Source organism: Terrimonas pollutisoli, from assembly GCF_029360765.1.
Taxonomy (GTDB): Bacteria; Bacteroidota; Bacteroidia; order Chitinophagales; family Chitinophagaceae; genus Terrimonas_B; species Terrimonas_B pollutisoli.
In genome coordinates, this window is record NZ_JARKNA010000005.1 from 33,336 (window position 1) to 55,448 (window position 22,113).

The window sequence follows — 22,113 nt, forward strand, 5'->3', positions numbered from 1 at the left end:
GTGGCTATTTGCTTAGTGCCTGCAATACATCGTATTTCGTAATAATATGGTAACTGCCCGCCTCGTCTTTTGCCAAAACGGCGCCGTTGCCTTTGTTGATGAGGGAGCTCAATTTTTCCACCGGAGTATCAAAAGCTACCACTGGCAACATAGGCTCCAGCACATCACTCACTTTTGAGTTTTTTATCTCCGGGTTGTCAAATATTTTTTGGAACAAACCGCCTTCACTGATTGCACCGACCGGGCCTTCGCCATTCATTACCGGTATCTGTTCTATGTCATATTTCTTCATTAGCTCCACCGCTTCTGCAACGGTTTGAGTGGGTTCCACCGTGATCAGGCGTGTAGCACCTCTCGAACTAATCACATCTTTAAAAGTTTTTACGTCGAGAAACCCTCTTTCAATCATCCATTGATCATTATAAATTTTCCCTACATAGCGGCTGCCATGATCGTGAAAAATACAAACTACCAGGTCATCTTTCTTCAATTTGCTTTTCAGTTGCATTAATCCCTGTATGCAGCTACCGGCACTGTAACCACAAAATATCCCTTCTTCTTTTGCCAGTTTCCTTGCCATAATGGCGCCGTCTTTATCTGTCACCTGTTCGAAATGATCGATCACACTCATGTCATAATTCTTCGGCACAAAATCTTCACCAAAGCCCTCTGAAATGTAGGGATGCACTTCATTCATATCAACTTCACCCGTCCGGAAATATTTGGTAAGTAATGATCCGTATACATCAATGGCCCATACCTGGATGTTGGGATTTTTTTCTTTGAGATACATGGCAGTACCCGTGATAGTTCCACCTGTACCTGCGGTGCACACCAGATGGGTGATCTTGCCATCAGTTTGATTCCATATCTCGGGCCCTGTAGTTTCATAATGCGCCAACCTGTTCGCAAGATTATCATATTGGTTCATATGATAAGAGTTGGGAATCTCTTTTGCCAGTCTTGCGGCTACGCTATAGTAGCTCTTGGGATCTTCAGGCAATACATTCGTAGGACAAACGATTACTTCCGCACCTACTGCCTTTAATATATCTGCCTTTTCTTTTGATTGTTTATCGGTCGTAACAAAAACACATTTGTAGCCTTTTACCACGGCAGCCAAGGCAAGACCCATACCTGTATTACCACTCGTGCCTTCAATAATAGTTCCGCCGGGTTTTAATTTTCCTTCTTGCTCCGCCACTTCTACCATCTTCAGCGCCATCCTGTCCTTTATCGAATTGCCGGGATTGAAATAATCCACTTTTGCCAGTACAGTACAGGGGAAATCTTTGGTTATTTTATTGAGCCGGATCAAAGGAGTATTGCCGATGGTTTCCAGTATGTTATTCTTTATATCCATTACAAACATTTGTTGTAGCGCAAAGTTAAGAATCCTGAGCGAAGGAGAATGATGGGGAGTGGTGAATGCAAGGTTAATATCGTTTAAATAAGCTCTTTCGTTGAACATTGATCCCGATAGCTCGGGAGAGCGTTAACCGTTGAACATTTAATGCCGCTGAAAAAAATTCAATATCCAATTTTCAACGCTCAATGTTCATTATCACGCTTGTTATATAACTATGATACGTCAATATATATTCACTCTGCAAACGTTAATTGGCGCAGGGATCATGCGTCCTTCTAATAAGACAAAAAGATTTTGTTTAAATTTGAAAGCAAATCACAACAATGTCTTTTCAGTACACATATGATGCGAATGGAAAACCGGTGGGCGTTTTCGTCCCGATCCGGGAGTGGGAAAAACTTACATCGGAATTAAAAAAGAATAAGCCTGATGCTAAAAGCAGGATTCTGAAATCTATGGAAAAAGGGCTGAAGCAGGTAAGAGAAATTGAAAAAGGAAAATTGAAATCCATTCCGCTCAAACAGTTGCTTGATGCCTTATAATATCGTGGCCACACCAGAGTTTTTATCTGAGGCTAAGAAACTTGCAAAAAAATATACTTCGCTTAAGAATGATGTTGCAGAGTTGGCTAATCAACTGCAATCCAACCCGGCTATAGGTACCCCGCTTGGCAAGGGGACATACAAAATCAGATTGGCAATCGCTTCAAAAGGTAAAGGGAACAGCGGTGGTGCCAGGGTGATCACTTGTGTGAAGATAGTTGCAAATATCGTGTACCTGGTTTCTATTTATGATAAGTCGGAACAAGGGGATATTACCGATAAAGACTTAAAGGAAAGAATTAAGAGAATACCCGACTGAGCAATTATTCATAAATGCCCCTACGGATTAATAGCTCCCGGTTTCCAGATTTGAGAAAAATTGCAAAGCTTCATCATCTTTTCCTCGTAATTCGGCAAATAAAAAACCCTCCTGCGAACAGAAGGGTTATACCGGACCTGATGATAATTCACCAAGCATCTTCAACTTATTTTGCTCTTATTCCCCTCTCCATCGGAGAGGGGGTTAGGGTCAGACGATGAATGTCTGACTCCGGCCAAAGCGCCGGAGGAGAGGTCAAGCTTCTTCGTGGAACTGTTTTCGTTTATTGGCAAAATATCGGTCCAGCAAAAACAATCCCAGTATTACATTGATCATCATGAATGCATTGATCCAGTCATTATTAAACATCTTGCTATAATCCACTTTGGCGAAATCGACCGGAAGTTTAGAATCACCCTGCACCGTCCAATCTACCTGGCCGAAACCATATACCAAAAAGCCAACGATCAGTGTAATAAAAAATATTGCAAGGCCACGAATGATATTTTTATTGATATAGGTTTTGGTTGCAGGTGCAATATGCAGTTTGCTGATTTCTTCCATCACGTTTTTGGTGAACCGCATAGAAGGGGCTTCTAATTCTGAAGACTGCAATAACTGCTGTACTTCCAGCAGTTCGCCATATTTGTCACGCCATTCAGCATTGGTTGCAATCAATTGTTCAATGATGGTTTTCTCTTCAACAGTGGCAACCCCATCTATATAATCCCACAAACGTCCTTCTATATTTTCATGTGCATTCATATCATTTCAGTTTAGGATTAGTTTAAATCTTTTACTTCCTGTGCAAAATAAGTTTCCATTTTTTCTTTTAATCTTGTGCGGGCCCGGTGCAGCCTGACCTTAGCCGTATTGGTTTCTATACCTAATATCTGCGCTATTTCTTCCAGCGTTTGCTCACCTTTATAAAACAAAGTTATAACGGCTGCATCGTCGGTACTTAGCATTTTGATGGCGTTATTGACCATCGACACTCTCGATTTTTGTTCTACCAGGTTGGCCCGCATTCCTGAATCCTGGCTATCCGCTACTTCAAACACTTTTTCATTGTCTAAAGAATGAACTTCCAATTTCTTTTTCCTCAAAAAGCTGATACAAGTAGTATTTACAATGGTATAAAGCCAGGTGCTGAATTTGGAAGCCCCTTTAAAGTCTGCCAGGGCACGATATGCTTTGATAAATATGTCCTGCGATACTTCCTCGGCATCTTCCCGGTTTTTGGTAAAACGGAGTGCCAATGTAAATACATAGTTCTGATAGCGGCTAACCAAGGCTGCGTAAGCCTGTTGGTCGCCGCCAATAACTTTGCTAATAAGCTCATTATCATTTAGTCCGGTAGACATCTATCTATAAGACTACAATCGTAGAGTTTTGGTTACAGCGTAAAGTACGATTTTATCCCGCAAGCCCATCCTTCGACAAGCTCAGGAGGGTTTCGAAGGATTTTCTACTCCTAATATAGTATATTGGAAAATTGCTTGTAACCTGTTTCAAACAGGTGTAGTCTTAGTTATTGTACAACGATTTTTAAAAAAGTTTGGAAATGACTGTAACCTGGGTTTAAAAGCTGTAGTCATAGAAGAACAAGACACAAACAAACTACTTAAAACCTGTCTGCCGATAGGCAGGCAATAAAATTTACAATTATGAGCGGTCCAGAAGTTTTAGTTCCACTAACTATGTTCGCAGGCGGATTTGCGATGATATTCGGCATTGTTTACCTGAAAACAAGGCAAAATCTAGCCATGATAGAGAAAGGCATGAATCCCAAAGAATTTGCCAATAGGCCAGCCCCCTATAAAAACCTGAAATGGGCTTTATTATTAATCGGAGCAGGAGTTGGTTTATTCCTGGCTTATTTGCTGGATAATTATGTGCTATATCAAAATCTGCGCAATGGTCACTACGACAATGAGAAAAATATACCGATCTATTTTGCATTGATTGCAATCGGAGGGGGGCTGGGCCTTTTCGGTTCTTATAAAATGGAAAAGAAATGGTGGGATGACAATAAAATCAATAACCAACAATAAACAACCAGCATCTTATCCTGAAAAGCATCACAAATGAAAAATTCAGCCGGTAAGACGGCAAGTCGGTAAGAAAAGATTATCCCTCAATCAAACTTCCCGTCTCCCCATCTTCCCGGCAAATTTATTTCTTTACCAGTTCAAATGCCTTTGCAAAAACGGTGTCCTCGCTATTCAGCACCTGGAAGTAACCGCTGTTTCTCCAGCGAAACCTTGCCAGGTAAGCTTCTAATCGCTTTTGCAAGGTTTCTTTTTGTTTTGCTGTGACGTCTTCGAGGTTAGCAGAATCTTTTTTTGCATACGCTACAAATTGCTTCCACATGTCTTCCAGCTGGTTAAACTTTTTTATATAGTCAGTTGGTGAACTATACTGATCAATTTGTTTTTTGTGTTGTAAATAATAGGTGTATACAAAACTATTGAAGCTGCCATTTACAAAAAGCTTATTAATACTTCTTGGATAAGTAGCTGTATCAATTGGCACAAAAATATCGGGCATGATGCCACCACCACCATATACAACCCTTCCTGCGGCCGTTTTATATTCTTTTCCATTGTTGACTTTGTTAGAATCAGCATACAACGATGCACCGTTCGAGTATCGTTCCCATATCTCATCCATATACACTTTTTTCCCTTTATCATAGGGACGCTGAATGCTGCGGCCAAGCGGTGTGTAGTAGCGGGCCACGGTCAGGCGGATGGCTGATCCGTCACTCAGTTGATATTGTTCCTGCACCAGCCCCTTGCCGAAAGTGCGACGACCAATGATATCAGCCCTATCCCAGTCTTGCAAAGCGCCAGCCAATACTTCGCTGGCACTGGCAGAAAGCTCATCTACGAGGATCGTCAATTTCCCTTTTTCAAAAAGCCCGGGACGCTTGCAACGATATTCTCTTTTCTTGCTGTTTGTTCCTTCGGTGTAAACAACCAGTTTATCACCTTCTAAAAATTCATCCGCCATGTCAATAGCTTCATTCATATAACCACCGCCATTGCTGCGCAAATCATAAATAAGTGCCTGCAAGCCCTGTTTTTTTAAACTCTCGAGGGCGGCCATAAACTCCTCGTAGCTATTCTCGGTAAATTTATTCAGCTTGATATAGCCCGTGGTATTGTCAATCATATAAGCCGCATCAACAGCCGATACAGGTATACTTCCTCTTGTAACATTGATAGTCTTGATCTGGCCGTTTCTTGAAATTTGAATGGCTGCAACCGATCCTCTTTCACCTCTTATATATTCTTTTATTTTAGAAGTAGGCATGCCTTTTACGATCAAGGATGAATCGTTCACCTTTAAAAGTTTGTCGCCTATTTGTAAACCAGCCTTATCACTGGGGCCACCCGGAATGACGTAAACAATATTGACCGTATCATTAAAAATATTAAACTCTACACCAATGCCGTCAAAGTTACCGGCCAGGTCTTCATTCGCTTCTTTTAGTTCAACGGGTGGAAAGTAGACAGAGTGAGGATCCAGTTCATTCATCATTTCTTTGATAGCACCTGATTGAATAGAATCAGTGTTGACTTTATCGACATATTTTAACCGGATCAGATCAAGAGCCTCCTGCAGCGATGTAGTCTTGGAAACTTTTAAAAAACCTCTGCTGCTACCGCTATTACCCATTTTATAACCGAAGAACATTCCTGCTATCAACACCAATGAAAAGATCATTGGTAACCATACCTGCAGTTTTTTATTTCCCATCATCTAACTTTACATTAATTTGGCGCAAAATACTGGATTTGAACGGAATGTTTTTTTCGTTCGTCCATTTCAACAAATCTTTATATGGATTCGGTAAAATTGATAGCTGATAGCGGTGCTACCAAGGCTGAGTGGAGTCTTATTACGAACGGAAAACGAAAAACATTTCTCACACAAGGTATTAGCCCTTATTTTTTGAACCAGGCAGAGATTAGTGCCTTGCTTTTGAAAGAATTAAAACCCAAGCTAAAAAATATCCAGGTAGACGAGATCTACTATTATGGTACCGGTTGCGCCAACCCCGATAATGCAAAGCTGATGAAAAAAGCCATCAAGGCTGTTTTTCCTGAAGCAGCCATTGATGTAAATCACGACCTGCTGGCGGCAGCAAGAGCCTTGTGCGGTGACCAAAAAGGAATTGCCTGTATTTTAGGAACGGGATCCAACTCTTGTTATTATAGCGGAAAAAAAATTGTGACCAATAGCCCGGGCCTTGGTTATGTGCTGGGCGATGAGGGCAGTGGTGCTTATTTGGGCAAAAGGGTATTGCAATATTATTTATACAACACTTTTGATGACGAATTGCGGGGCCGGTTTGACGTTACTTATCTTACCAATTCGACAGAGATATTGGAAAATGTTTATAAAAATCCATTACCCAATCGTTATCTTGCCAGCTTTGTAATGTTTCTTGCAGAAAACAGGGGCCATTACATGATCGAAAATATCATTGAAGATTGCCTGAACGATTTTTTCTTTACACATTTATGTAAGTATAAAGAAGTATGGAGTCACCCGGTCAACTTTGTGGGCAGTGTAGCTTTTGGATTTAAGGATGTACTGGAACAACTGTGTCACAGTTATGAATTTGAATTAGGAAAAGTTTTAAAGAAACCTATGAGCGGCCTCATAGAGTACCATAGCTAAACGAAGATGTATGGCGTTTGAAAAAATTACAGAAAAGTCGAGTTCGTATCATCACCTGGAAAAAATGAGTGTGGCTGATCTGTTGTCCAATATCAATAAAGAAGATCAATTAGTGCCCGATGCGGTTGCAAAAGCAATTCCCCAAATAGAAAAATTAGTAGAAGCGGTGAGCGACAAGATGCTAATGGGTGGCCGTTTATTTTATATTGGCGCTGGCACCAGTGGCCGTTTGGCTGTGGTGGATGCGAGTGAATGTCCGCCTACTTATGGTGTTCCCTACGGGCTGGTGATCGCTATTATTGCCGGTGGAGACAAGGCCATTACTACAGCGGTTGAATTTGCTGAGGATGATAAAGAACAGGGATGGAAAGATCTGCAGGCGCATAATGTATCCGATAAAGATGTGGTGATTGGCATAGCTGCAAGCGGAACCACACCTTATGTAATTGGTGCATTGGAAGAATGCCGCAGGAATGGAATTCTGACGGGAAGTATTTCCTGTAACCCTGATTCGCCGGTTAGCGCAGCCGCTGATTTCCCCATCGAAGTAGTAGTAGGACCGGAATTTGTAACCGGCAGCACCAGGATGAAAAGCGGAACTGCTCAAAAGTTGGTACTTAATATGATCTCAACTTCTGCAATGATCCAACTTGGCAGGGTGGAGGATAACAAAATGGTGAACATGCAATTGACCAATGAAAAATTGGTTGACCGCGGTGTAAAGATGCTAATGGACAGGTTAGGCATTAGCGATTATGAAAAAGCAAAGAAATTATTGTTGCAATATGGAAGTGTAAAAAAAGCTGCTGCAGCAAAATAACTAACAGTAGTTTGCTGTAAAATATTTGAAGGATTAGAAATTTAATTTCTACTTATTCTTCTGTATCTTGCGCTCCTATAAAAAAATCGTGTTGAATAATAGTCATATCATTTCTTCTTCCGCAGTGGGCTCCATTTCCACTACCACTACTATTATCACAACAATCCGCTAAAGCGGATTATACTTTTTATATCACCCCAGGGGCTTAATCGCTGAATCTTCAAAAGGAAGAACTTTGTTTACACATCATTGAAATCATTAAAATAAATAATCGGTCATGCAGGTTTTAAAATTTGGTGGTACATCAGTAGCCAATGCAGATAATATCAATAAAGTCATCGCCATTGTAAAGGAGTCAGTAAAAAAAGATAAGACGATAGTAGTTGTTTCGGCACTGGGTGGTGTCACGGATTTACTACTTGGCGCTGCAGCCCTGGCAGCTGAAGGTGATGAGACCTACAAGAGTAAACTGAACTTACTCGAACAGCGTCATTTGGAAGCGGCCAAACAATTAATACCGGTTGCCAATCAAAGCCAGTTGTTAAGCCTGGTAAAGAAAAGCTGCAATGAAATCGAAGATATCTGCAACGGTATTTTCTTGCTGCGGGAACTTACACCCCGTTCAAAAGATCGTATCGGTAGCTATGGAGAATGGCTTTCTTCTCAAATCATTTCTGCAGCATTCAGGGCAGCAGGCGTAGAAAATGTATGGAAAGATACAAGAGAGCTGATCGTGACTAACGCCAATTTCACCAATGCAGAAGTTGATTTTGCTGCCACCTATCAAAATATCGCTGAATTCTTTCCTCACCAGGATGCATCGCTCTTTATCGTTCCGGGTTTTATTGCAGCAACAAACAACGGCGTTACCACTACCCTGGGAAGGGGCGGATCCGATTACACTGCTGCTATCATAGCTGCAGCGTTGACTTCAAAAAACCTGGAGATATGGACAGATGTTAGCGGCATGATGACTGCCGATCCGCGACTGACAGCCAATGCCCGCATTATCCCGCATATCTCTTATCAGGAGGCGATGGAGTTATCTCACTTCGGTGCTAAGGTTATCTATCCTCCAACCATCCAGCCGGTGATGACAAAAAATATCCCCGTATGGATCAAAAACACTTTTGCGCCGGAGGACAAGGGAACACTGATCGAGTCAATTGCCAATAAAAATGGAAACATCGTAAGGGGTATTTCCTGCATCAACAATATTGCATTATTGAGTCTCGAGGGAAGTGGTATGATCGGCATACCTGGTTTTTCAAAAAGATTGTTTGAAGCATTAAGCAATGAAAAAATCAATGTCATATTAATTACTCAAAGCTCATCGGAGCATTCCATCTGCGTAGCGGTAGATGCTATTTCTGCCAGCAAAGCGAAACAGGCTGTCGATTATGCTTTTGCCAATGAGATCGCTTTGGAAAAAGTGGAGCCGCTGAAAATTGAAATAGAACACTCAATTGTTGCATTAGTGGGAGAAAACATGAAGAGTCACCCCGGTATCAGCGGCCGCATGTTTAGCGCCATGGGTAGAAATGGTGTCAATATCCGGGCTATTGCACAAGGTTCTTCCGAAAAAAATATTTCTGCGGTTATTGCCACCAATGACGTTCGCAAAGCAATCAACGTGTTGCACGAAGAGTTTTTTGAAAAAACCTACAAACAAGTCAACCTCTTCATCATTGGCACCGGTAACGTCGGAGGCAAGTTATTAGGTCAAATAAAACAACAGTTAGGCTTCCTGCAAAAACAAATGCAATTGCAATTAAGAGTAGTGGGATTGTCAAACAGCCGGAAAATGATCTTTAAAGAAGAAGGCATCGATCCTGCAAAATGGAAAGAACAACTGGAAGAAGCTGACAAGGCTGATCTGCAAACCTTCGTACAGGAGATCATCAATCGCAACCTGCGCAATTCCATATTTGTTGATATTACTGCCAACGATAAAGTAGCGTCTGTATATGACCAGCTTTTGCAAAAAAGCATCTCGGTCGTTGCCTGCAATAAAATAGCGGCGTCATCTTCTTTTGATAATTACCGCCGTTTGAAAGACCTGGCAGGTGAATACAATTGCCAGTTCCTGTTTGAAACAAATGTCGGTGCAGGTTTACCTATCATCGGAACCCTAAATGACCTGCTCCGCAGTGGTGACAGTGTGCACCAGATTGATGCGGTATTGAGCGGAACATTAAATTTTGTTTTCAATAATTATGACGGCAAGCAAAAATTTGCTGATGTGGTAAAACAGGCGCAGGATGAGGGCTACACCGAACCCGACCCACGACTGGATTTGAGCGGTACTGATGTAATGCGTAAGATCATGATCCTCGCAAGAGAGTCCGGCGAAAAGATTGAAATGAATGACATCGCCAATAGTTCCTTTATGCCAGCTTCATGTATGCAGGGCACGGTTGCTGATTTTTATTCAGCCATGGCGAAAGAAGAAGATCATTTCAAAAAATTGTATGACAAAGCAAATGCAGAAGGTTGCAAGTTGAAATTTGTAGCCTCTTATAAAGATGGAAAAGCTTCAGTAGGCTTGCAACATATCGATCCGAACCACGACCTTTATCATCTTTATGGAAAGGACAATGTCGTGTTGTTTTATACCGACCGGTACAAAGAGCAACCATTGGTTGTAAAAGGTGCGGGAGCCGGGGCCGAAGTAACAGCCAGCGGTGTTTTTGCCGATATTATCCGTGCTGCAAAACAATCATGACACGCTGCGTTTAAATAAATTTGAAAAATCTGCTGAATGGATAATAAACAGTTTGATGCAAAGGAAGGAGCTATTAAAGTATTTTGCCCGGGTACAGTTGCCAATCTCGTTTGCGGCTTTGATATTTTAGGATTGGCACTAAGCGATCCAAGTGATATCATGGAAGTAAAATTATTGGATGAGCCAAAGGTGATCATTCATAATCGTGACAACTATAACTTACCCACGGAGCCAGAAAAAAATGTGGCAGGTGTCGTTTTTTTATCGGCTATGGAAAAAGCTGGCAATAATAAAGGCTTTGAAGTCATTATCGAAAAACACATTAAGCCCGGAAGTGGCATTGGGTCAAGTGCAGCCAGTGCGGCGGGTGCGGCTGTTGCTGCCAATCATTTATTCGGAAATATATTTTCGTCTGATGAAGTAGTACAGTTGGCAATGAATGGAGAAAAGCTGGCCTCAGGTGTGAAGCATGCCGACAATATTGCTCCCTGCATCCTGGGTGGCGTAAGTCTGATTCGCTCCATTCATCCGTTAGATATCGTATCTATTCCTTCGCCTGATTTGCATGTGACCGTTATTCATCCGCAGATAGAAGTAAGAACATCGGATGCCAGGCAGATATTGCGGCAACAAGTGCTGTTAAAAGATGCAATTCGCCAATGGGGAAATATTGCAGGTCTTGTCACGGGTTTTTTGAAAAATGATCTTGACCTTATTGGCCGGTCACTCGAAGATGTGATCATTGAACCGGTAAGAAGCATTTTAATACCCGGCTTTGATGAAGTAAAAGCGAAATGCAAAGAGGCCGGTGCATTAGGTGGTGGTATTTCGGGTTCCGGGCCATCAATATTTATGCTGAGCCGCGATAAAGCAACAGCGCAGGCCGTAGAAAAGGTGATGAAGGATGTGTATGACAGGATTGGAATAGATTATCACACCTATGTAACTACCATTAATAAAAATGGCGTACAAATTCAGAACCACGATTTACAAGATTAAAAAGATTATAGGGAGACAATGAAATATTACTCTACAAATAAACAATCACCATTAGTTGATTTTAAAGAAGCAGCTATTCAGGGACAGGCGACGGATAAAGGATTATATTTTCCTGAAAGCATTCCGCAGCTTGACAAGGATTTGATTAATAGTATAGAAAATTTTTCTAATGAAGAGATAGCTTTTCGTGTGATTAAACCCTATGTTGGTGACACCATACCGGACGAGAAACTATTCCAGATCGTTAAAGAAACAGTCAGCTTTCCTATACCGCTTGTTAAAGTAAATGATACTATTTCTTCGTTGGAATTATTTCATGGCCCAACGCTGGCCTTCAAGGATATTGGTGCAAGATTTATGAGCCGTTGTCTTGGCTATTTCTTGCAGGATAATACTAAAAAGGTTACGGTATTAGTTGCAACATCGGGAGATACCGGCGGTGCTGTTGCCAATGGCTTTTATGGCGTACACGGAATTGATGTAGTGATTCTTTATCCGTCAGGCAAAGTAAGCCCGGTGCAGGAAAAACAATTAACAACGCTTGGCAAAAATATTCATGCACTGGAAGTACAAGGAACATTTGACGATTGCCAGCAGATGGTAAAGCAGGCTTTCACTGATAAAGAACTGAATCAACAATTATTTTTAACTTCAGCCAACTCTATTAATGTTGCAAGATGGCTTCCCCAACAATTCTATTATTTCTTTGCTTACAAACAGTGGACAGATAAGAAACATCCGCCGGTAGTTTGTGTGCCCAGTGGAAATTTTGGAAATATCTGTGCAGGCATTTTGGCCAACAAGTCCGGCCTGCCAGTTGAACATTTTATTGCGGCTTGCAATGTAAATGATATTGTGAGTGATTATCTCGATACGGCCGTGCTGAAACCAAAGCAGGCTGTTCCCACACTTAGCAATGCCATGGATGTGGGGAATCCGAGCAATTTTGTAAGAATACTGGAGATATTTCAACACCAATTCCCTGATTTGAAAAATAAGCTTTCTTCCTATAGTATTTCCGACGAAGACACTCTTGCAACGATTAAAAAAGTGTACGATCAGCATCATTATCTACTGGATCCACATGGTGCGGTTGGCTACCTGGCTTTAGAAAAATACCTGGATTCTCATCCTTCTGCGAAAGGAATTTTCCTGGAAACTGCACACCCGGTTAAGTTTCCGGATGCTGTTGAGAGCACCACGGGGAAAAAGATTGAAATACCATCCTCCCTGACGACTATCATGGCCAGTGAAAAGAAAAGTGTTCAAATGAAGAATAATTACAATGAGCTGAAAAGTTATTTACTGAGCTAGGAGGATCAAAGAGTAAAGGAGAAAGAGTAGGGCCTGTTTTGGATAGCAACTTGCATGGGGAAATAGAAGAATAATGGCTTGGCCAACTGGCTGGCCTCCGCAGTGCTTCATACGTAAAAATGAATTTTCAACCAACTCTTTCTCTCTTTTTCTCCTTCATCTCTTAGCTATTCTCTCTTTCCTGTTTTGTGCGGTGGTCTGAAAAAAATCAAAAAAATCTGCTGAAACCTTTGCCAGTATTGAGTTCATACTTTTGTATTGGGTGTCCCTGTTGAGTTTGAGGGGCTTGATTACATTTGAGAATGTTTGTACGCAGAAAGCCTAATCCCAGTGGTGTAATCAGTATCCAAATAATTGATAAAAGCAGTGGCAAGTATGAAGTGTTCAGAACTGTAGGCAGTTCTGCCGAACCTGCCGAGATTGATTTGTTGGTTAAAAAAGCAAAGCTGGAGATATTAGAGCACACAAAACAAACCGCCTTTCCATTTGATCAGCAGGCTGAGCTGGAATTTGCAGATACATTTATCAATCATATTGATTCGCTTGAGTTGGTGGGGCCGGAATTGTTACTGGGAAAAATATTTGATGAGATTGGGTTTAATGCAGTTCGGGATGAATTATTCCGCCATTTGGTTATTACCCGGCTTGTGTACCCTGTAAGCAAGCTTAAAACGGTTGACTATTTATTTAAATACAAAGGTGTGCAAATAAGTGTGTACCGTATTTACCGCTATTTAGACAAACTGCACGCCAGTCAAAAAGAACTTGTACAGCAAATCAGTTTACGGCACACCCTAAAGCTGTTGGGCAATAAAATCGCTGTTGTTTTTTATGATGTAACCACATTGTACTTTGAAGCAGCCGGTGAAGATGATTTTAGAAAAACAGGGTTCAGCAAAGACGGCAAACATCAGCAACCACAAATTGTTTTAGGATTACTGGTAAGCGAAGGCGGCTATCCGCTGGATTATGATGTATTTGAAGGCAATAAATATGAAGGAGACACACTGATACCGGTTATAGAACACTTTGCAGCCAAACACCAACCCGAAGAACTGATAGTAGTGGCAGATGCCGGGCTGTTATCCAATAAAAATATAAAAGCATTACAGGCCAAACAATACCAATACATACTGGGAGGCCGGATTAAAAACGAATCTGATGCCATAAAACAAGCTATCCTCTCATTAGAGCTACGGGATAAGCAAAGTACCGAGCTTATGAAAGAAGACAACAGCCGGCTGATAGTAAATTACAAACAAGCCCGTGCCGACAAGGATGCGCATAACAGGAAAAAAGGATTGGAAAGCCTGGAGAAAAAAGTTAAAACAGGAATACTCAGTAAGAACCACATCAATAATAAGGGGTATAATAAATATCTGAAATTAGAAGGTAAAGCCGCCATCAAAATAGATTACGAAAAATATAATGACGATGCCAAATGGGACGGGTTGAAGGGATATATCACCAACACCACATTGCCCAAAGAAACAGTTGTTGAAAAATACAATCAACTGTGGCTAATCGAAAAAGCCTTCAGAATATCCAAGTCCGATTTACAAATCAGGCCGGTTTATCACCATCTTAAAAAACGAATAGAAGCACACATTTGCATAGCCTTTGCAGCCTGTAAAGTATATAAAGAGCTGGAACGGCAACTGAAAGAATGTAATGGCAAATGGAGTCCGGAAAAAGCAATAGATATAGTCAAAACAATTTACCGGGTATCTTTCCAAACTCCATACTCAAATAAAATCCATTCCAGACTGCTTATCAAAACCGACGAGCAGCGCTCAATTGTAAATTTTTTTAACCTGGAAAATTAGCCGGGTGTCCCGGTGCACAAAACAGGAGAAGAATAATGGCTTGGCCAACTGGCTGGCCTCCGCAGTGCTTCATACGTAAAAATGAATTTTCAACCAACTCTTTCTCTCTTTTTCTCCTTCATCTCTTAGCTATTCTCTCTTTCAAGTCTTATTCTATCTTTGCAGGAAGAATTTTTCTATGCATACCATAGAGCCCTTTTATAACTGGCGACATATTTATGTAAGTGAGGAGGATCAGCTTTCGCCTTTCTATGGCCGGCAGTATTCTGAATTTGAATTCACTCAAACTGTTTACAACTACTTTATACATCCACAATGGGATGATTTTGGCAGCCGCACCTTATACCTCAAGGTATTGATGGCCGATAAAGATGAGAAATATGCCATCATCGAAATGTTAGGAGAATGGAATGATGCAATCGAAAACGATATCATGGAGCTGAAAAGAGAAGTACTTGAAAAATTCATGTACGAAGGGATGGTGAAATTCATCCTCATCACTGAAAATGTCCTTAATTTTCATAGTGGCGGAGCTGACTATTATGAAGAGCTTTATGAAGAACTGATGGATGAAAATGGCTGGATCGTTTGTTTGAATATGCCGTCACAAACGCAATATGATTTTAAAAAAGCGCATCTTAACCGGTATATTGAACTGATGGAAATTGAAAACTGGCGCACCTATAAACCTTATCATCTTTTTAAGAAAGTAGACAATGAACTGGCTGCACGATTGCAGTAAATATTAGCCAAAACAATAAACTTACAGTTGTTTTGCCTGCAAATTTTTTTTGTCATTGTTTGGTCATTGGATACTATTTTTGCGCAAAATTGAACAACCAAATTGATGATTGCTTATGAAAGACCCCGGTCATTTATAGCAACACGCTAAATATCTGGCAACAGGTAAAACAAATATTACAAGATGAAATGGTCTGAATTTCTCAAGTCTGCAGTCGGCAAGAAGTTAGTAATGGGTTTGACGGGTTTGTTTCTTATTTCTTTTCTGGTAGTACATGTTGGAGTAAATGCCTGTATCTGGGCTAATGATGGCGGAGTTATGTTTAACAAAGCCGCTCACTTTATGGGTGCCACTGTTGTTATCCGCATCATGGAGGTTGGGCTTTTTCTGGGTATTTTCCTCCATATCATACAAGGCTACCTGTTGACAGCAAGCAACCAATCCAAAAGAAAAGTAGGGTACGCTGTGCCTATGGGAAACCAGGGCAGTAAATGGTATAGCCGCAGCATGGGATTGTTGGGCACCATTCTTTTATTGTTTTTCATTTTGCACTGGTGGCAGTTTTGGATTCCTTCACGTTTCACAGGTATCCCGGGTCCTGAAATGGAATTAGAAGGTGGAAGAACAGTTCATAATATGTTTGCATTAATGAAGTTTACATTTAGTGAGTTGTGGGTAGTGATCGTATACGTTGTGGCTTGTTTTTCTCTTTTCTGGCATTTACTACACGGCTTTCAGAGTTCATTCAGAACTTTGGGCCTGTCGAACACACGTCACATTGCAGTAGTTCAGTCACTTGGTGTTAGCTTTTCCGTCGTCGTTTCATTGGCATTTGCGATGATGCCGGTAAGTATGTATTTGGGTTGGGTGTAAGGGTGGCCCCCTCTAAAATCTCTCCGCCGATTGGCGGAAGACTTGCAAAGCACAGCCCAAGCTTTTCGAAAAACGCTGCAATAGATCGAAATCTTCGAAAATGGTGAGTAGAGATATAAAGCTGATGTGGTATTTGTGAAGTTTGGAACTGCAATTCAGCGCCGCTCCCTCCCTTTGGGGGAGGGAGAAGGGGAGAGGCCGAGTAGCGAACAGAACGATGAAGAGTGCGACGCAAGGGACGATGAGCAGTGATTCAAAAGCCGGTACAAAAAATAATTTTTTAAAAGAACAATATGCTCGATTCAAAAATTCCTTCGGGGCCATTAGAACAGAAATGGACAGATTACAAGGGACATTGTAAACTGGTAAACCCGGCGAATAAACGTAAGCTGGAAATTGTTATCGTTGGAACAGGTCTTGCCGGTGCTTCAGCAGCCGCTGCATTGGGCGAATTGGGTTACCAGGTGAAAGCATTTTGTTTCCAGGATTCTCCCCGCCGTGCACACAGCATCGCCGCACAGGGTGGTATCAATGCTGCCAAGAATTACCAGAATGATGGTGATTCGGTTTTCCGTTTATTTTATGATACAATCAAAGGTGGTGACTATCGTGCAAGAGAAGCCAATGTGCATCGCCTGGCGGAAGTTAGCGCCAATATTATTGATCAGTGTGTGGCACAAGGCGTTCCCTTTGCAAGAGAATATGGAGGATTATTGAATAACCGTTCATTTGGTGGCACACAGGTAAAAAGAACTTTTTATGCTGCAGGGCAAACCGGGCAGCAATTATTGATAGGCGCTTACCAGGCATTGGAAAGACAAGTGGCATTGGGTAATGTGAAAATGTACAATCGCCATGAGATGCTCGATATTGTACAAATCGATGGTAAAGCCAGGGGCATCATTGCCAGGAATCTTGTTACAGGTGACTTAGAAAGACATTTCGGTCATGCGGTACTGCTTTGCAGCGGCGGATATGGCAATGTGTTTTATTTAAGTACCAATGCCATGGGCAGCAACGTCACTGCGGCGTGGAAAGCGCATAGACGTGGCGCCTTTTTTGGTAATCCCTGCTTTACGCAGATACATCCTACCTGTATCCCTGTAACAGGCGATCATCAAAGTAAGTTGACCCTGATGTCAGAGTCATTACGCAATGATGGTCGTATTTGGGTTCCTAAGAAAAAAGATGATCCCCGCAAAGCCAATGATATTCCTGAAGAAGAAAGGGATTATTATTTGGAGAGAAGATATCCGGCATTTGGTAACCTCGTACCCCGTGACGTAGCTTCAAGAGCTGCCAAAGAAAGATGTGATGCCGGCTATGGAGTAGGTACTACCAAGCAGGCGGTGTACCTCGATTTCAAATACAACCTGATCAATAAATACGGTAAAGTTGAAGCCAGCAAACAAGGCATCGAAAATCCCGATTTGGAAACACTGGTACGCTTAGGTAAAGAAGTGGTGAAAGAAGAATACGGTAACCTTTTCGATATGTATGAAAAGATCACCGGCGAAAACCCCTATGAAGTGCCAATGCGGATTTATCCTGCTGTGCACTATACAATGGGCGGTTTGTGGGTAGATTATGAATTGCAAACAACAATCCCCGGCTTGTATGCATTGGGTGAAGCTAATTTCAGCGATCACGGGGCGAATCGTTTGGGTGCGTCCGCATTAATGCAGGGATTGGCGGATGGTTATTTTGTAATTCCCTATACAATCGGTAATTACCTGGCCAATGAAATTGCAGTGAAACCGATACCAACATCGCATCCTGCATTTGAAGAAGCTGAAAAAGCAGTAGGTGACCGCATCAATACACTGATGAATATAAAAGGAAAGCAGTCGGTAGAAAGCATGCACAAGCGGTTAGGAAAAATTATGTGGGAGAAATGTGGTATGGCCCGCAATGCAAAGGGATTGCAGGAAGCCATCAGTGAAATTCAGCAGTTGAAAAGAGAATTCTGGAGTGATGTTCGTATACCCGGTGAAATAAATGAAATGAATCCTGAGCTGGATAAAGCCAATAGGGTAGCTGATTTTATTGAGCTGGGCGAGTTGATGTGTCTGGATGCATTGAACAGGAACGAAAGCTGCGGTGGGCACTTCCGTGAAGAAAGCCAAACAGAGGAAGGTGAAGCCAAAAGGAATGATGAGAACTATAGCTATGTGGCCGCGTGGGAATATAAAGGTGAAAGCCAGTGGCAGTTGAATAAAGAAGAGTTGAGATTTGAAGTGGCGAAGCCGACGCAACGGTCATACAAATAATTTTAAACGAAGAATATTTTTGTTTATGGAACATTACTTGATGAATCTTAAGTTGAAAGTGTGGAGGCAGAAAAATGCAAAGAGCCCGGGTCGTTTTGAATTATTTGAGGTATCTGGTATTTCTTCCGAAATGTCTTTTTTGGAAATGTTTGATGTACTAAATGAAAAGTTGATCAGCGAAGGAAAAGATCCTATTGCTTTTGATCATGACTGCCGCGAAGGTATTTGCGGGGCCTGTTCGATGTATATCAATGGCCGGCCACATGGTCCATGGCATGCTAATACTACCTGCCAATTACACATGCGGGCCTACAAAGATGGTGATACCATTACGGTAGAACCCTGGAGAGCCAATTCATTTCCGGTTATAAAAGATTTAATGGTAAACCGGGATGCGTTTGATCGCATTATACAAGCCGGGGGTTATATTTCAGTCAACACCGGTAATGCCGTCGACGCCAATGCCATTCCTGTTGAGAAAGATAAAGCGGACGATGCGTTTGCATCAGCCGCCTGTATAGGTTGTGGTGCTTGTGTGGCAGCGTGTAAAAATTCATCGGCCTTATTATTTGTATCAGCCAAAGTAAGCCACCTGGCCTTGCTGCCACAGGGTGATCCTGAAAGAAAAAAACGTGTGGTGAGTATGGTTGCTCAAATGGACAAGGAAGGTTTTGGATCCTGTACCAATACCGGCGCCTGCGAAGCAGTATGCCCTAAAGAAATTTCCATCACCAATATTGCCCGCCTGAATGCTGAATACATGCTGGCAGGTGTTACTGCTGATAATAAATAAAAATTTTCTTCTTATTTTTTGAAAGCCTTTTTACAAAGGCTTTTTTGTTTTCAGAAGGTCGTATATTCAGGGATAAACTTGTCTGCATGAGCTGCAAAAACTTTTGGCCCCTGGCACTGTTATTTATTATGTCATGTCAAAACGCTTCAACTATCAGTAAGGAAACCTATAAATGGCCAGAGGGTGTAAAAACCCCGGTAGCTGATAAAAAACCGAAAGAACTGGTGGCACACGGCGACACCCGGATCGACAACTATTACTGGATGAATGATTATTTCAAAAAAGGTCCGGATAGCAGCAAAGTGGTCGATTACCTGGAAGCCGAAAATGCTTACCTGGATACCATGTTATCCGGTGCAAAAAAACTGCGGGACGATCTTTTTACTGAACTCAAAGCCCGGATAAAAGAGAAAGATGAATCAGTTCCCTATAAGGACAACGGATATTGGTATTATCGCCGCTTTGACGAAGGAAAACAATACCCGGTCTATTGCCGGAAAAAAGAAAAACTGGATGCGACGGAGGAGATTGTTCATGATGCTAACAAAGCCGCAGAGGGGAAGACTTATTACAATGCTACAGGCCTTGTAGTAAGCGATAATAACGAATTACTGGCAATTGGTGAGGATGACGTAAGCCGCCGTTTGTATAAGCTTCGCTTCAAAAATCTTCAAACCGGTGAATACTTTCCCGAAACAATTATCAACACACAGGGTGGTGCTTATGCGTGGGCCGCTGATAACAAAACGGTATTTTATATAAAAAAAGACATTGTCACATTGCTGGGTTACCAGGTGTGGCGTCATGAATTAGGTACCGATCCTTCAAAAGATGTATTGATCTATGAAGAAAAAGACAACCGCCATTATATCAATGTCAGCCGCACAAAATCGAAGAAATTTATTTTGATTGGTTCTGAGCTGAGCGAACAGCAGAGTGAGAATCGCTTTCTTGATGCTGCTAATCCAACCGGTGTCTTCACTGTTTTTTACCCAAGAACCATGGGCCTTGTGTATGATATCGATCATTACAATGACAAGTTTTATATCCGCACCAACCTGGAGGCCCAAAATTTCCGCCTGATGGAATGCCCGCTGGATAAAACAGCAAAAGAAAACTGGAAAGAAGTAATTCCACACCGGCCGGATGTTTACCTGGCTTCTTTTAACATTTTTAAAGATCACCTGGTTGTTTCAGAAAGAAAAGCAGGCTTGATGAACCTGCGTGTGATCAATCAAAAAGATAAATCAGAACACTATATACAGTTTGATGAGCCGGCCTATGATGCAGCCGTTAATATCAATCCTGATTTCAACACCAATATTCTTCGTTTCAATTACCAGTCCCTGGTAACGCCGCCTTCTATTTACGATTATAACATGGATACTAAAACGAAGGAATTAAAAAAAGAGCAGGAAATATTGGGTGGATACAAAAAGGAAGAATATGCAACAGAAAGAATTTTCGCTACTGCCCGGGATGGTGTAAAAGTTCCGGTGTCAATCGTCTATAAAAAGGGGTTTATGAAAGATGGCGGCAACCCCTTATTACTCTACGCCTATGGATCGTATGGCGCCAGTATGGATGCAGGTTTCGATCGGGATGTGATCAGTCTTCTAAACAGGGGTTTTGTGTATGCTATCGCACATATTCGGGGTGGGCAGGAGATGGGCCGTCAATGGTATGAGGATGGTAAGATGATGAAAAAGAAAAACACTTTCATGGACTTTATTGATTGTGGTGAATTTTTGATCAAAGAGAAATATACTTCCAAGGGACATCTGTATGCCATGGGTGGAAGTGCCGGTGGTTTGCTGATGGGCGCAGTGACCAATATGGCCCCTGATCTTTGGAACGGGGTAGTGGCTGATGTCCCCTTTGTAGACGTGGTAACGACCATGAGCGATGCTGACATCCCACTTACTACCGGCGAGTACCTCGAATGGGGTAACCCGGCAAACAAGGATGAATATTTTTATATGAAATCTTATTCACCCGTAGACAATGTAGAAAAGAAAGCTTATCCCAATTTGTTAGTGTTAACGGGCCTGCATGATAGCCAGGTGCAATATTTCGAACCAGCCAAATGGGTGGCTAAGCTCAGGGAACTAAAAACCGATGATAATAAAATATTATTTCATACCAATATGGATGCGGGCCATGGCGGAGCTTCCGGCCGTTTTGATTACCTGAAGGAGGTAGCGTTGCAATATACATTCCTGCTGGTGTTGGAAGGAGTTGATAAGTGATCTAAAAAAAGCAGCTGGCAGCTATGCCGCCACTCCATAAAGCTGCTGTGTTGGAGAATTTTCTAAAATGGATCGCAGGTCCTGCCGAGATTTTTTCTGTTAAGTAATAGCTGGTAAAAAAATTAGCGCCAACGCCAACCCGGATATTTTGTTTGTAAAGATTAGCGTTTGGTCCTGCAGATAGCTGGATGATTGATCGTTTCAATGGCTGGTACAAAAACCCTGGCATGATATGCATGTCAAGGAAATTACTAAATTTAAATCCATAGCTATTCACAATAACATGCTTTCCGAAAAAGTAGTGAGCGCCGCCATTAATGGCAAAAGCAATCTGTTTTGAATCGTTGCTATCTTTATATGGATGAAAAGGTTTCCACCAATAGTCAATTCCGGCTCCCATGATATGGGAATCACTAAAGCCGCCCAATGATGCATACAGACCAACTGACAATGCATTATTTTTTTTATCAACCTGTGTTACTTGCGCCGAAGATGTAGAAACAACAAATACAAAAAGGAAAAAACTGAAGACATTTTTTTTCATGACTGGCTCAAATTTGCTTCTTTTTTCCTGAAATAA

Annotated in this window: 19 protein-coding genes; 14 read left to right on the plus strand and 5 right to left on the minus strand. The window is 41.7% G+C overall.

The genetic code is table 11. From position 1 onward, the window contains the following. Positions 1-4: 4 nt before the first annotated feature. Positions 5-1,471 (minus strand): pyridoxal-phosphate dependent enzyme, encoded by a 1,467-nt coding sequence (locus P2W73_RS10690; protein WP_276502025.1) that lies wholly within the window; start codon positions 1,469-1,471, stop codon positions 5-7. A 221-nt stretch (positions 1,472-1,692) separates the two neighbouring features. Between P2W73_RS10690 and P2W73_RS10695 the strand changes: the two genes are divergently transcribed. Next, positions 1,693-1,911 (plus strand): hypothetical protein, encoded by a 219-nt coding sequence (locus tag P2W73_RS10695; RefSeq protein ID WP_276502026.1) that lies wholly within the window; start codon positions 1,693-1,695, stop codon positions 1,909-1,911. Further along, a complete protein-coding gene (locus P2W73_RS10700) occupies positions 1,901-2,230 on the plus strand; it encodes a type II toxin-antitoxin system RelE/ParE family toxin (protein WP_276502027.1) in 330 nt (109 codons plus the stop codon). The genes P2W73_RS10695 and P2W73_RS10700 overlap by 11 nt, the downstream gene beginning before the upstream one ends. A gap of 255 nt (positions 2,231-2,485) precedes the next feature. On the opposite strand, the gene P2W73_RS10705 is transcribed toward P2W73_RS10700, so the two are convergent. Both P2W73_RS10705 and P2W73_RS10710 read right to left on the minus strand, forming a co-directional pair. After that, a complete protein-coding gene (locus P2W73_RS10705) occupies positions 2,486-2,995 on the minus strand; it encodes a hypothetical protein (protein ID WP_276502028.1) in 510 nt (169 codons plus the stop codon). 17 nt (positions 2,996-3,012) lie between these two features. Next, positions 3,013-3,594: an RNA polymerase sigma factor gene (locus P2W73_RS10710; protein WP_276502029.1), complete on the minus strand. Its 582-nt coding sequence runs from the start codon at positions 3,592-3,594 to the stop codon at positions 3,013-3,015. Between the two features lie 303 nt (positions 3,595-3,897). Here P2W73_RS10710 and P2W73_RS10715 point away from each other — a divergent pair, with 303 nt between their 5' ends. Further along, complete coding sequence (locus P2W73_RS10715; protein WP_276502030.1) at positions 3,898-4,284, plus strand: DUF6249 domain-containing protein; 387 nt, start codon at positions 3,898-3,900, stop codon at positions 4,282-4,284. A 121-nt stretch (positions 4,285-4,405) separates the two neighbouring features. Here the strand turns inward: P2W73_RS10715 and P2W73_RS10720 are convergent, their stop codons facing one another. Then, entirely contained in the window at positions 4,406-5,995 is a 1,590-nt protein-coding gene (locus P2W73_RS10720) for a S41 family peptidase (RefSeq protein ID WP_276502031.1), read from the minus strand. 84 nt (positions 5,996-6,079) lie between these two features. Here P2W73_RS10720 and P2W73_RS10725 point away from each other — a divergent pair, with 84 nt between their 5' ends. From P2W73_RS10725 to P2W73_RS10775, 11 genes are all read left to right on the plus strand, one after another. Then, positions 6,080-6,922: an N-acetylglucosamine kinase gene (locus tag P2W73_RS10725; protein WP_276502032.1), complete on the plus strand. Its 843-nt coding sequence runs from the start codon at positions 6,080-6,082 to the stop codon at positions 6,920-6,922. 10 nt (positions 6,923-6,932) lie between these two features. Then, positions 6,933-7,742, plus strand: coding sequence for an N-acetylmuramic acid 6-phosphate etherase (gene murQ / locus P2W73_RS10730; RefSeq protein WP_276502033.1), 810 nt, complete (start codon positions 6,933-6,935; stop codon positions 7,740-7,742). A 277-nt stretch (positions 7,743-8,019) separates the two neighbouring features. After that, on the plus strand, positions 8,020-10,467 hold the full coding sequence (gene thrA / locus P2W73_RS10735; RefSeq protein ID WP_276502034.1) for a bifunctional aspartate kinase/homoserine dehydrogenase I: 2,448 nt from the start codon (positions 8,020-8,022) through the stop codon (positions 10,465-10,467). A gap of 36 nt (positions 10,468-10,503) precedes the next feature. Then, complete coding sequence (locus P2W73_RS10740) at positions 10,504-11,466, plus strand: homoserine kinase (protein WP_276502035.1); 963 nt, start codon at positions 10,504-10,506, stop codon at positions 11,464-11,466. A gap of 18 nt (positions 11,467-11,484) precedes the next feature. Then, positions 11,485-12,780, plus strand: a complete 1,296-nt coding sequence (gene thrC / locus P2W73_RS10745) for a threonine synthase (RefSeq protein ID WP_276502036.1) — start codon at positions 11,485-11,487, stop codon at positions 12,778-12,780. A 302-nt stretch (positions 12,781-13,082) separates the two neighbouring features. Then, entirely contained in the window at positions 13,083-14,606 is a 1,524-nt protein-coding gene (locus P2W73_RS10750; protein WP_276502037.1) for an IS1634 family transposase, read from the plus strand. Positions 14,607-14,784: 178 nt separating this feature from the next. Beyond that, positions 14,785-15,348, plus strand: a complete 564-nt coding sequence (locus P2W73_RS10755; protein ID WP_276502038.1) for a hypothetical protein — start codon at positions 14,785-14,787, stop codon at positions 15,346-15,348. Positions 15,349-15,531: 183 nt separating this feature from the next. Next, positions 15,532-16,221, plus strand: a complete 690-nt coding sequence (locus tag P2W73_RS10760; RefSeq protein WP_276502039.1) for a succinate dehydrogenase cytochrome b subunit — start codon at positions 15,532-15,534, stop codon at positions 16,219-16,221. 293 nt (positions 16,222-16,514) lie between these two features. Next, complete coding sequence (locus tag P2W73_RS10765; protein ID WP_276502040.1) at positions 16,515-18,491, plus strand: fumarate reductase/succinate dehydrogenase flavoprotein subunit; 1,977 nt, start codon at positions 16,515-16,517, stop codon at positions 18,489-18,491. A gap of 25 nt (positions 18,492-18,516) precedes the next feature. After that, positions 18,517-19,284 (plus strand): succinate dehydrogenase/fumarate reductase iron-sulfur subunit, encoded by a 768-nt coding sequence (locus tag P2W73_RS10770; RefSeq protein WP_276502041.1) that lies wholly within the window; start codon positions 18,517-18,519, stop codon positions 19,282-19,284. A gap of 86 nt (positions 19,285-19,370) precedes the next feature. Beyond that, the gene (locus P2W73_RS10775; RefSeq protein ID WP_276502042.1) at positions 19,371-21,533 is read left to right on the plus strand and encodes a S9 family peptidase; all 2,163 of its coding nucleotides are present in this window, start codon (positions 19,371-19,373) and stop codon (positions 21,531-21,533) included. A gap of 1 nt (position 21,534) precedes the next feature. On the opposite strand, the gene P2W73_RS10780 is transcribed toward P2W73_RS10775, so the two are convergent. Beyond that, positions 21,535-22,077 carry a hypothetical protein gene (locus P2W73_RS10780; protein ID WP_276502043.1) on the minus strand — a complete coding sequence of 181 codons (543 nt, stop codon included), beginning with the start codon at positions 22,075-22,077 and terminating at the stop codon, positions 21,535-21,537. Between the last annotated feature and the right edge of the window lie 36 nt (positions 22,078-22,113).

What these genes read in the sequence shown, in the direction of transcription:
- P2W73_RS10690 (WP_276502025.1), bottom strand. Translation starts at nt 1,471, where the DNA reads ATGTTCAACGAAAGAGCTTATTTAAACGATATTAACCTTGCATTCACC.
- P2W73_RS10695 (WP_276502026.1), top strand. Translation starts at nt 1,693, where the DNA reads ATGTCTTTTCAGTACACATATGATGCGAATGGAAAACCGGTGGGCGTT.
- P2W73_RS10700 (WP_276502027.1), top strand. Translation starts at nt 1,901, where the DNA reads ATGCCTTATAATATCGTGGCCACACCAGAGTTTTTATCTGAGGCTAAG.
- P2W73_RS10705 (WP_276502028.1), bottom strand. Translation starts at nt 2,995, where the DNA reads ATGAATGCACATGAAAATATAGAAGGACGTTTGTGGGATTATATAGAT.
- P2W73_RS10710 (WP_276502029.1), bottom strand. Translation starts at nt 3,594, where the DNA reads ATGTCTACCGGACTAAATGATAATGAGCTTATTAGCAAAGTTATTGGC.
- P2W73_RS10715 (WP_276502030.1), top strand. Translation starts at nt 3,898, where the DNA reads ATGAGCGGTCCAGAAGTTTTAGTTCCACTAACTATGTTCGCAGGCGGA.
- P2W73_RS10720 (WP_276502031.1), bottom strand. Translation starts at nt 5,995, where the DNA reads ATGGGAAATAAAAAACTGCAGGTATGGTTACCAATGATCTTTTCATTG.
- P2W73_RS10725 (WP_276502032.1), top strand. Translation starts at nt 6,080, where the DNA reads ATGGATTCGGTAAAATTGATAGCTGATAGCGGTGCTACCAAGGCTGAG.
- murQ (WP_276502033.1), top strand. Translation starts at nt 6,933, where the DNA reads ATGGCGTTTGAAAAAATTACAGAAAAGTCGAGTTCGTATCATCACCTG.
- thrA (WP_276502034.1), top strand. Translation starts at nt 8,020, where the DNA reads ATGCAGGTTTTAAAATTTGGTGGTACATCAGTAGCCAATGCAGATAAT.
- P2W73_RS10740 (WP_276502035.1), top strand. Translation starts at nt 10,504, where the DNA reads ATGGATAATAAACAGTTTGATGCAAAGGAAGGAGCTATTAAAGTATTT.
- thrC (WP_276502036.1), top strand. Translation starts at nt 11,485, where the DNA reads ATGAAATATTACTCTACAAATAAACAATCACCATTAGTTGATTTTAAA.
- P2W73_RS10750 (WP_276502037.1), top strand. Translation starts at nt 13,083, where the DNA reads ATGTTTGTACGCAGAAAGCCTAATCCCAGTGGTGTAATCAGTATCCAA.
- P2W73_RS10755 (WP_276502038.1), top strand. Translation starts at nt 14,785, where the DNA reads ATGCATACCATAGAGCCCTTTTATAACTGGCGACATATTTATGTAAGT.
- P2W73_RS10760 (WP_276502039.1), top strand. Translation starts at nt 15,532, where the DNA reads ATGAAATGGTCTGAATTTCTCAAGTCTGCAGTCGGCAAGAAGTTAGTA.
- P2W73_RS10765 (WP_276502040.1), top strand. Translation starts at nt 16,515, where the DNA reads ATGCTCGATTCAAAAATTCCTTCGGGGCCATTAGAACAGAAATGGACA.
- P2W73_RS10770 (WP_276502041.1), top strand. Translation starts at nt 18,517, where the DNA reads ATGGAACATTACTTGATGAATCTTAAGTTGAAAGTGTGGAGGCAGAAA.
- P2W73_RS10775 (WP_276502042.1), top strand. Translation starts at nt 19,371, where the DNA reads ATGAGCTGCAAAAACTTTTGGCCCCTGGCACTGTTATTTATTATGTCA.
- P2W73_RS10780 (WP_276502043.1), bottom strand. Translation starts at nt 22,077, where the DNA reads ATGAAAAAAAATGTCTTCAGTTTTTTCCTTTTTGTATTTGTTGTTTCT.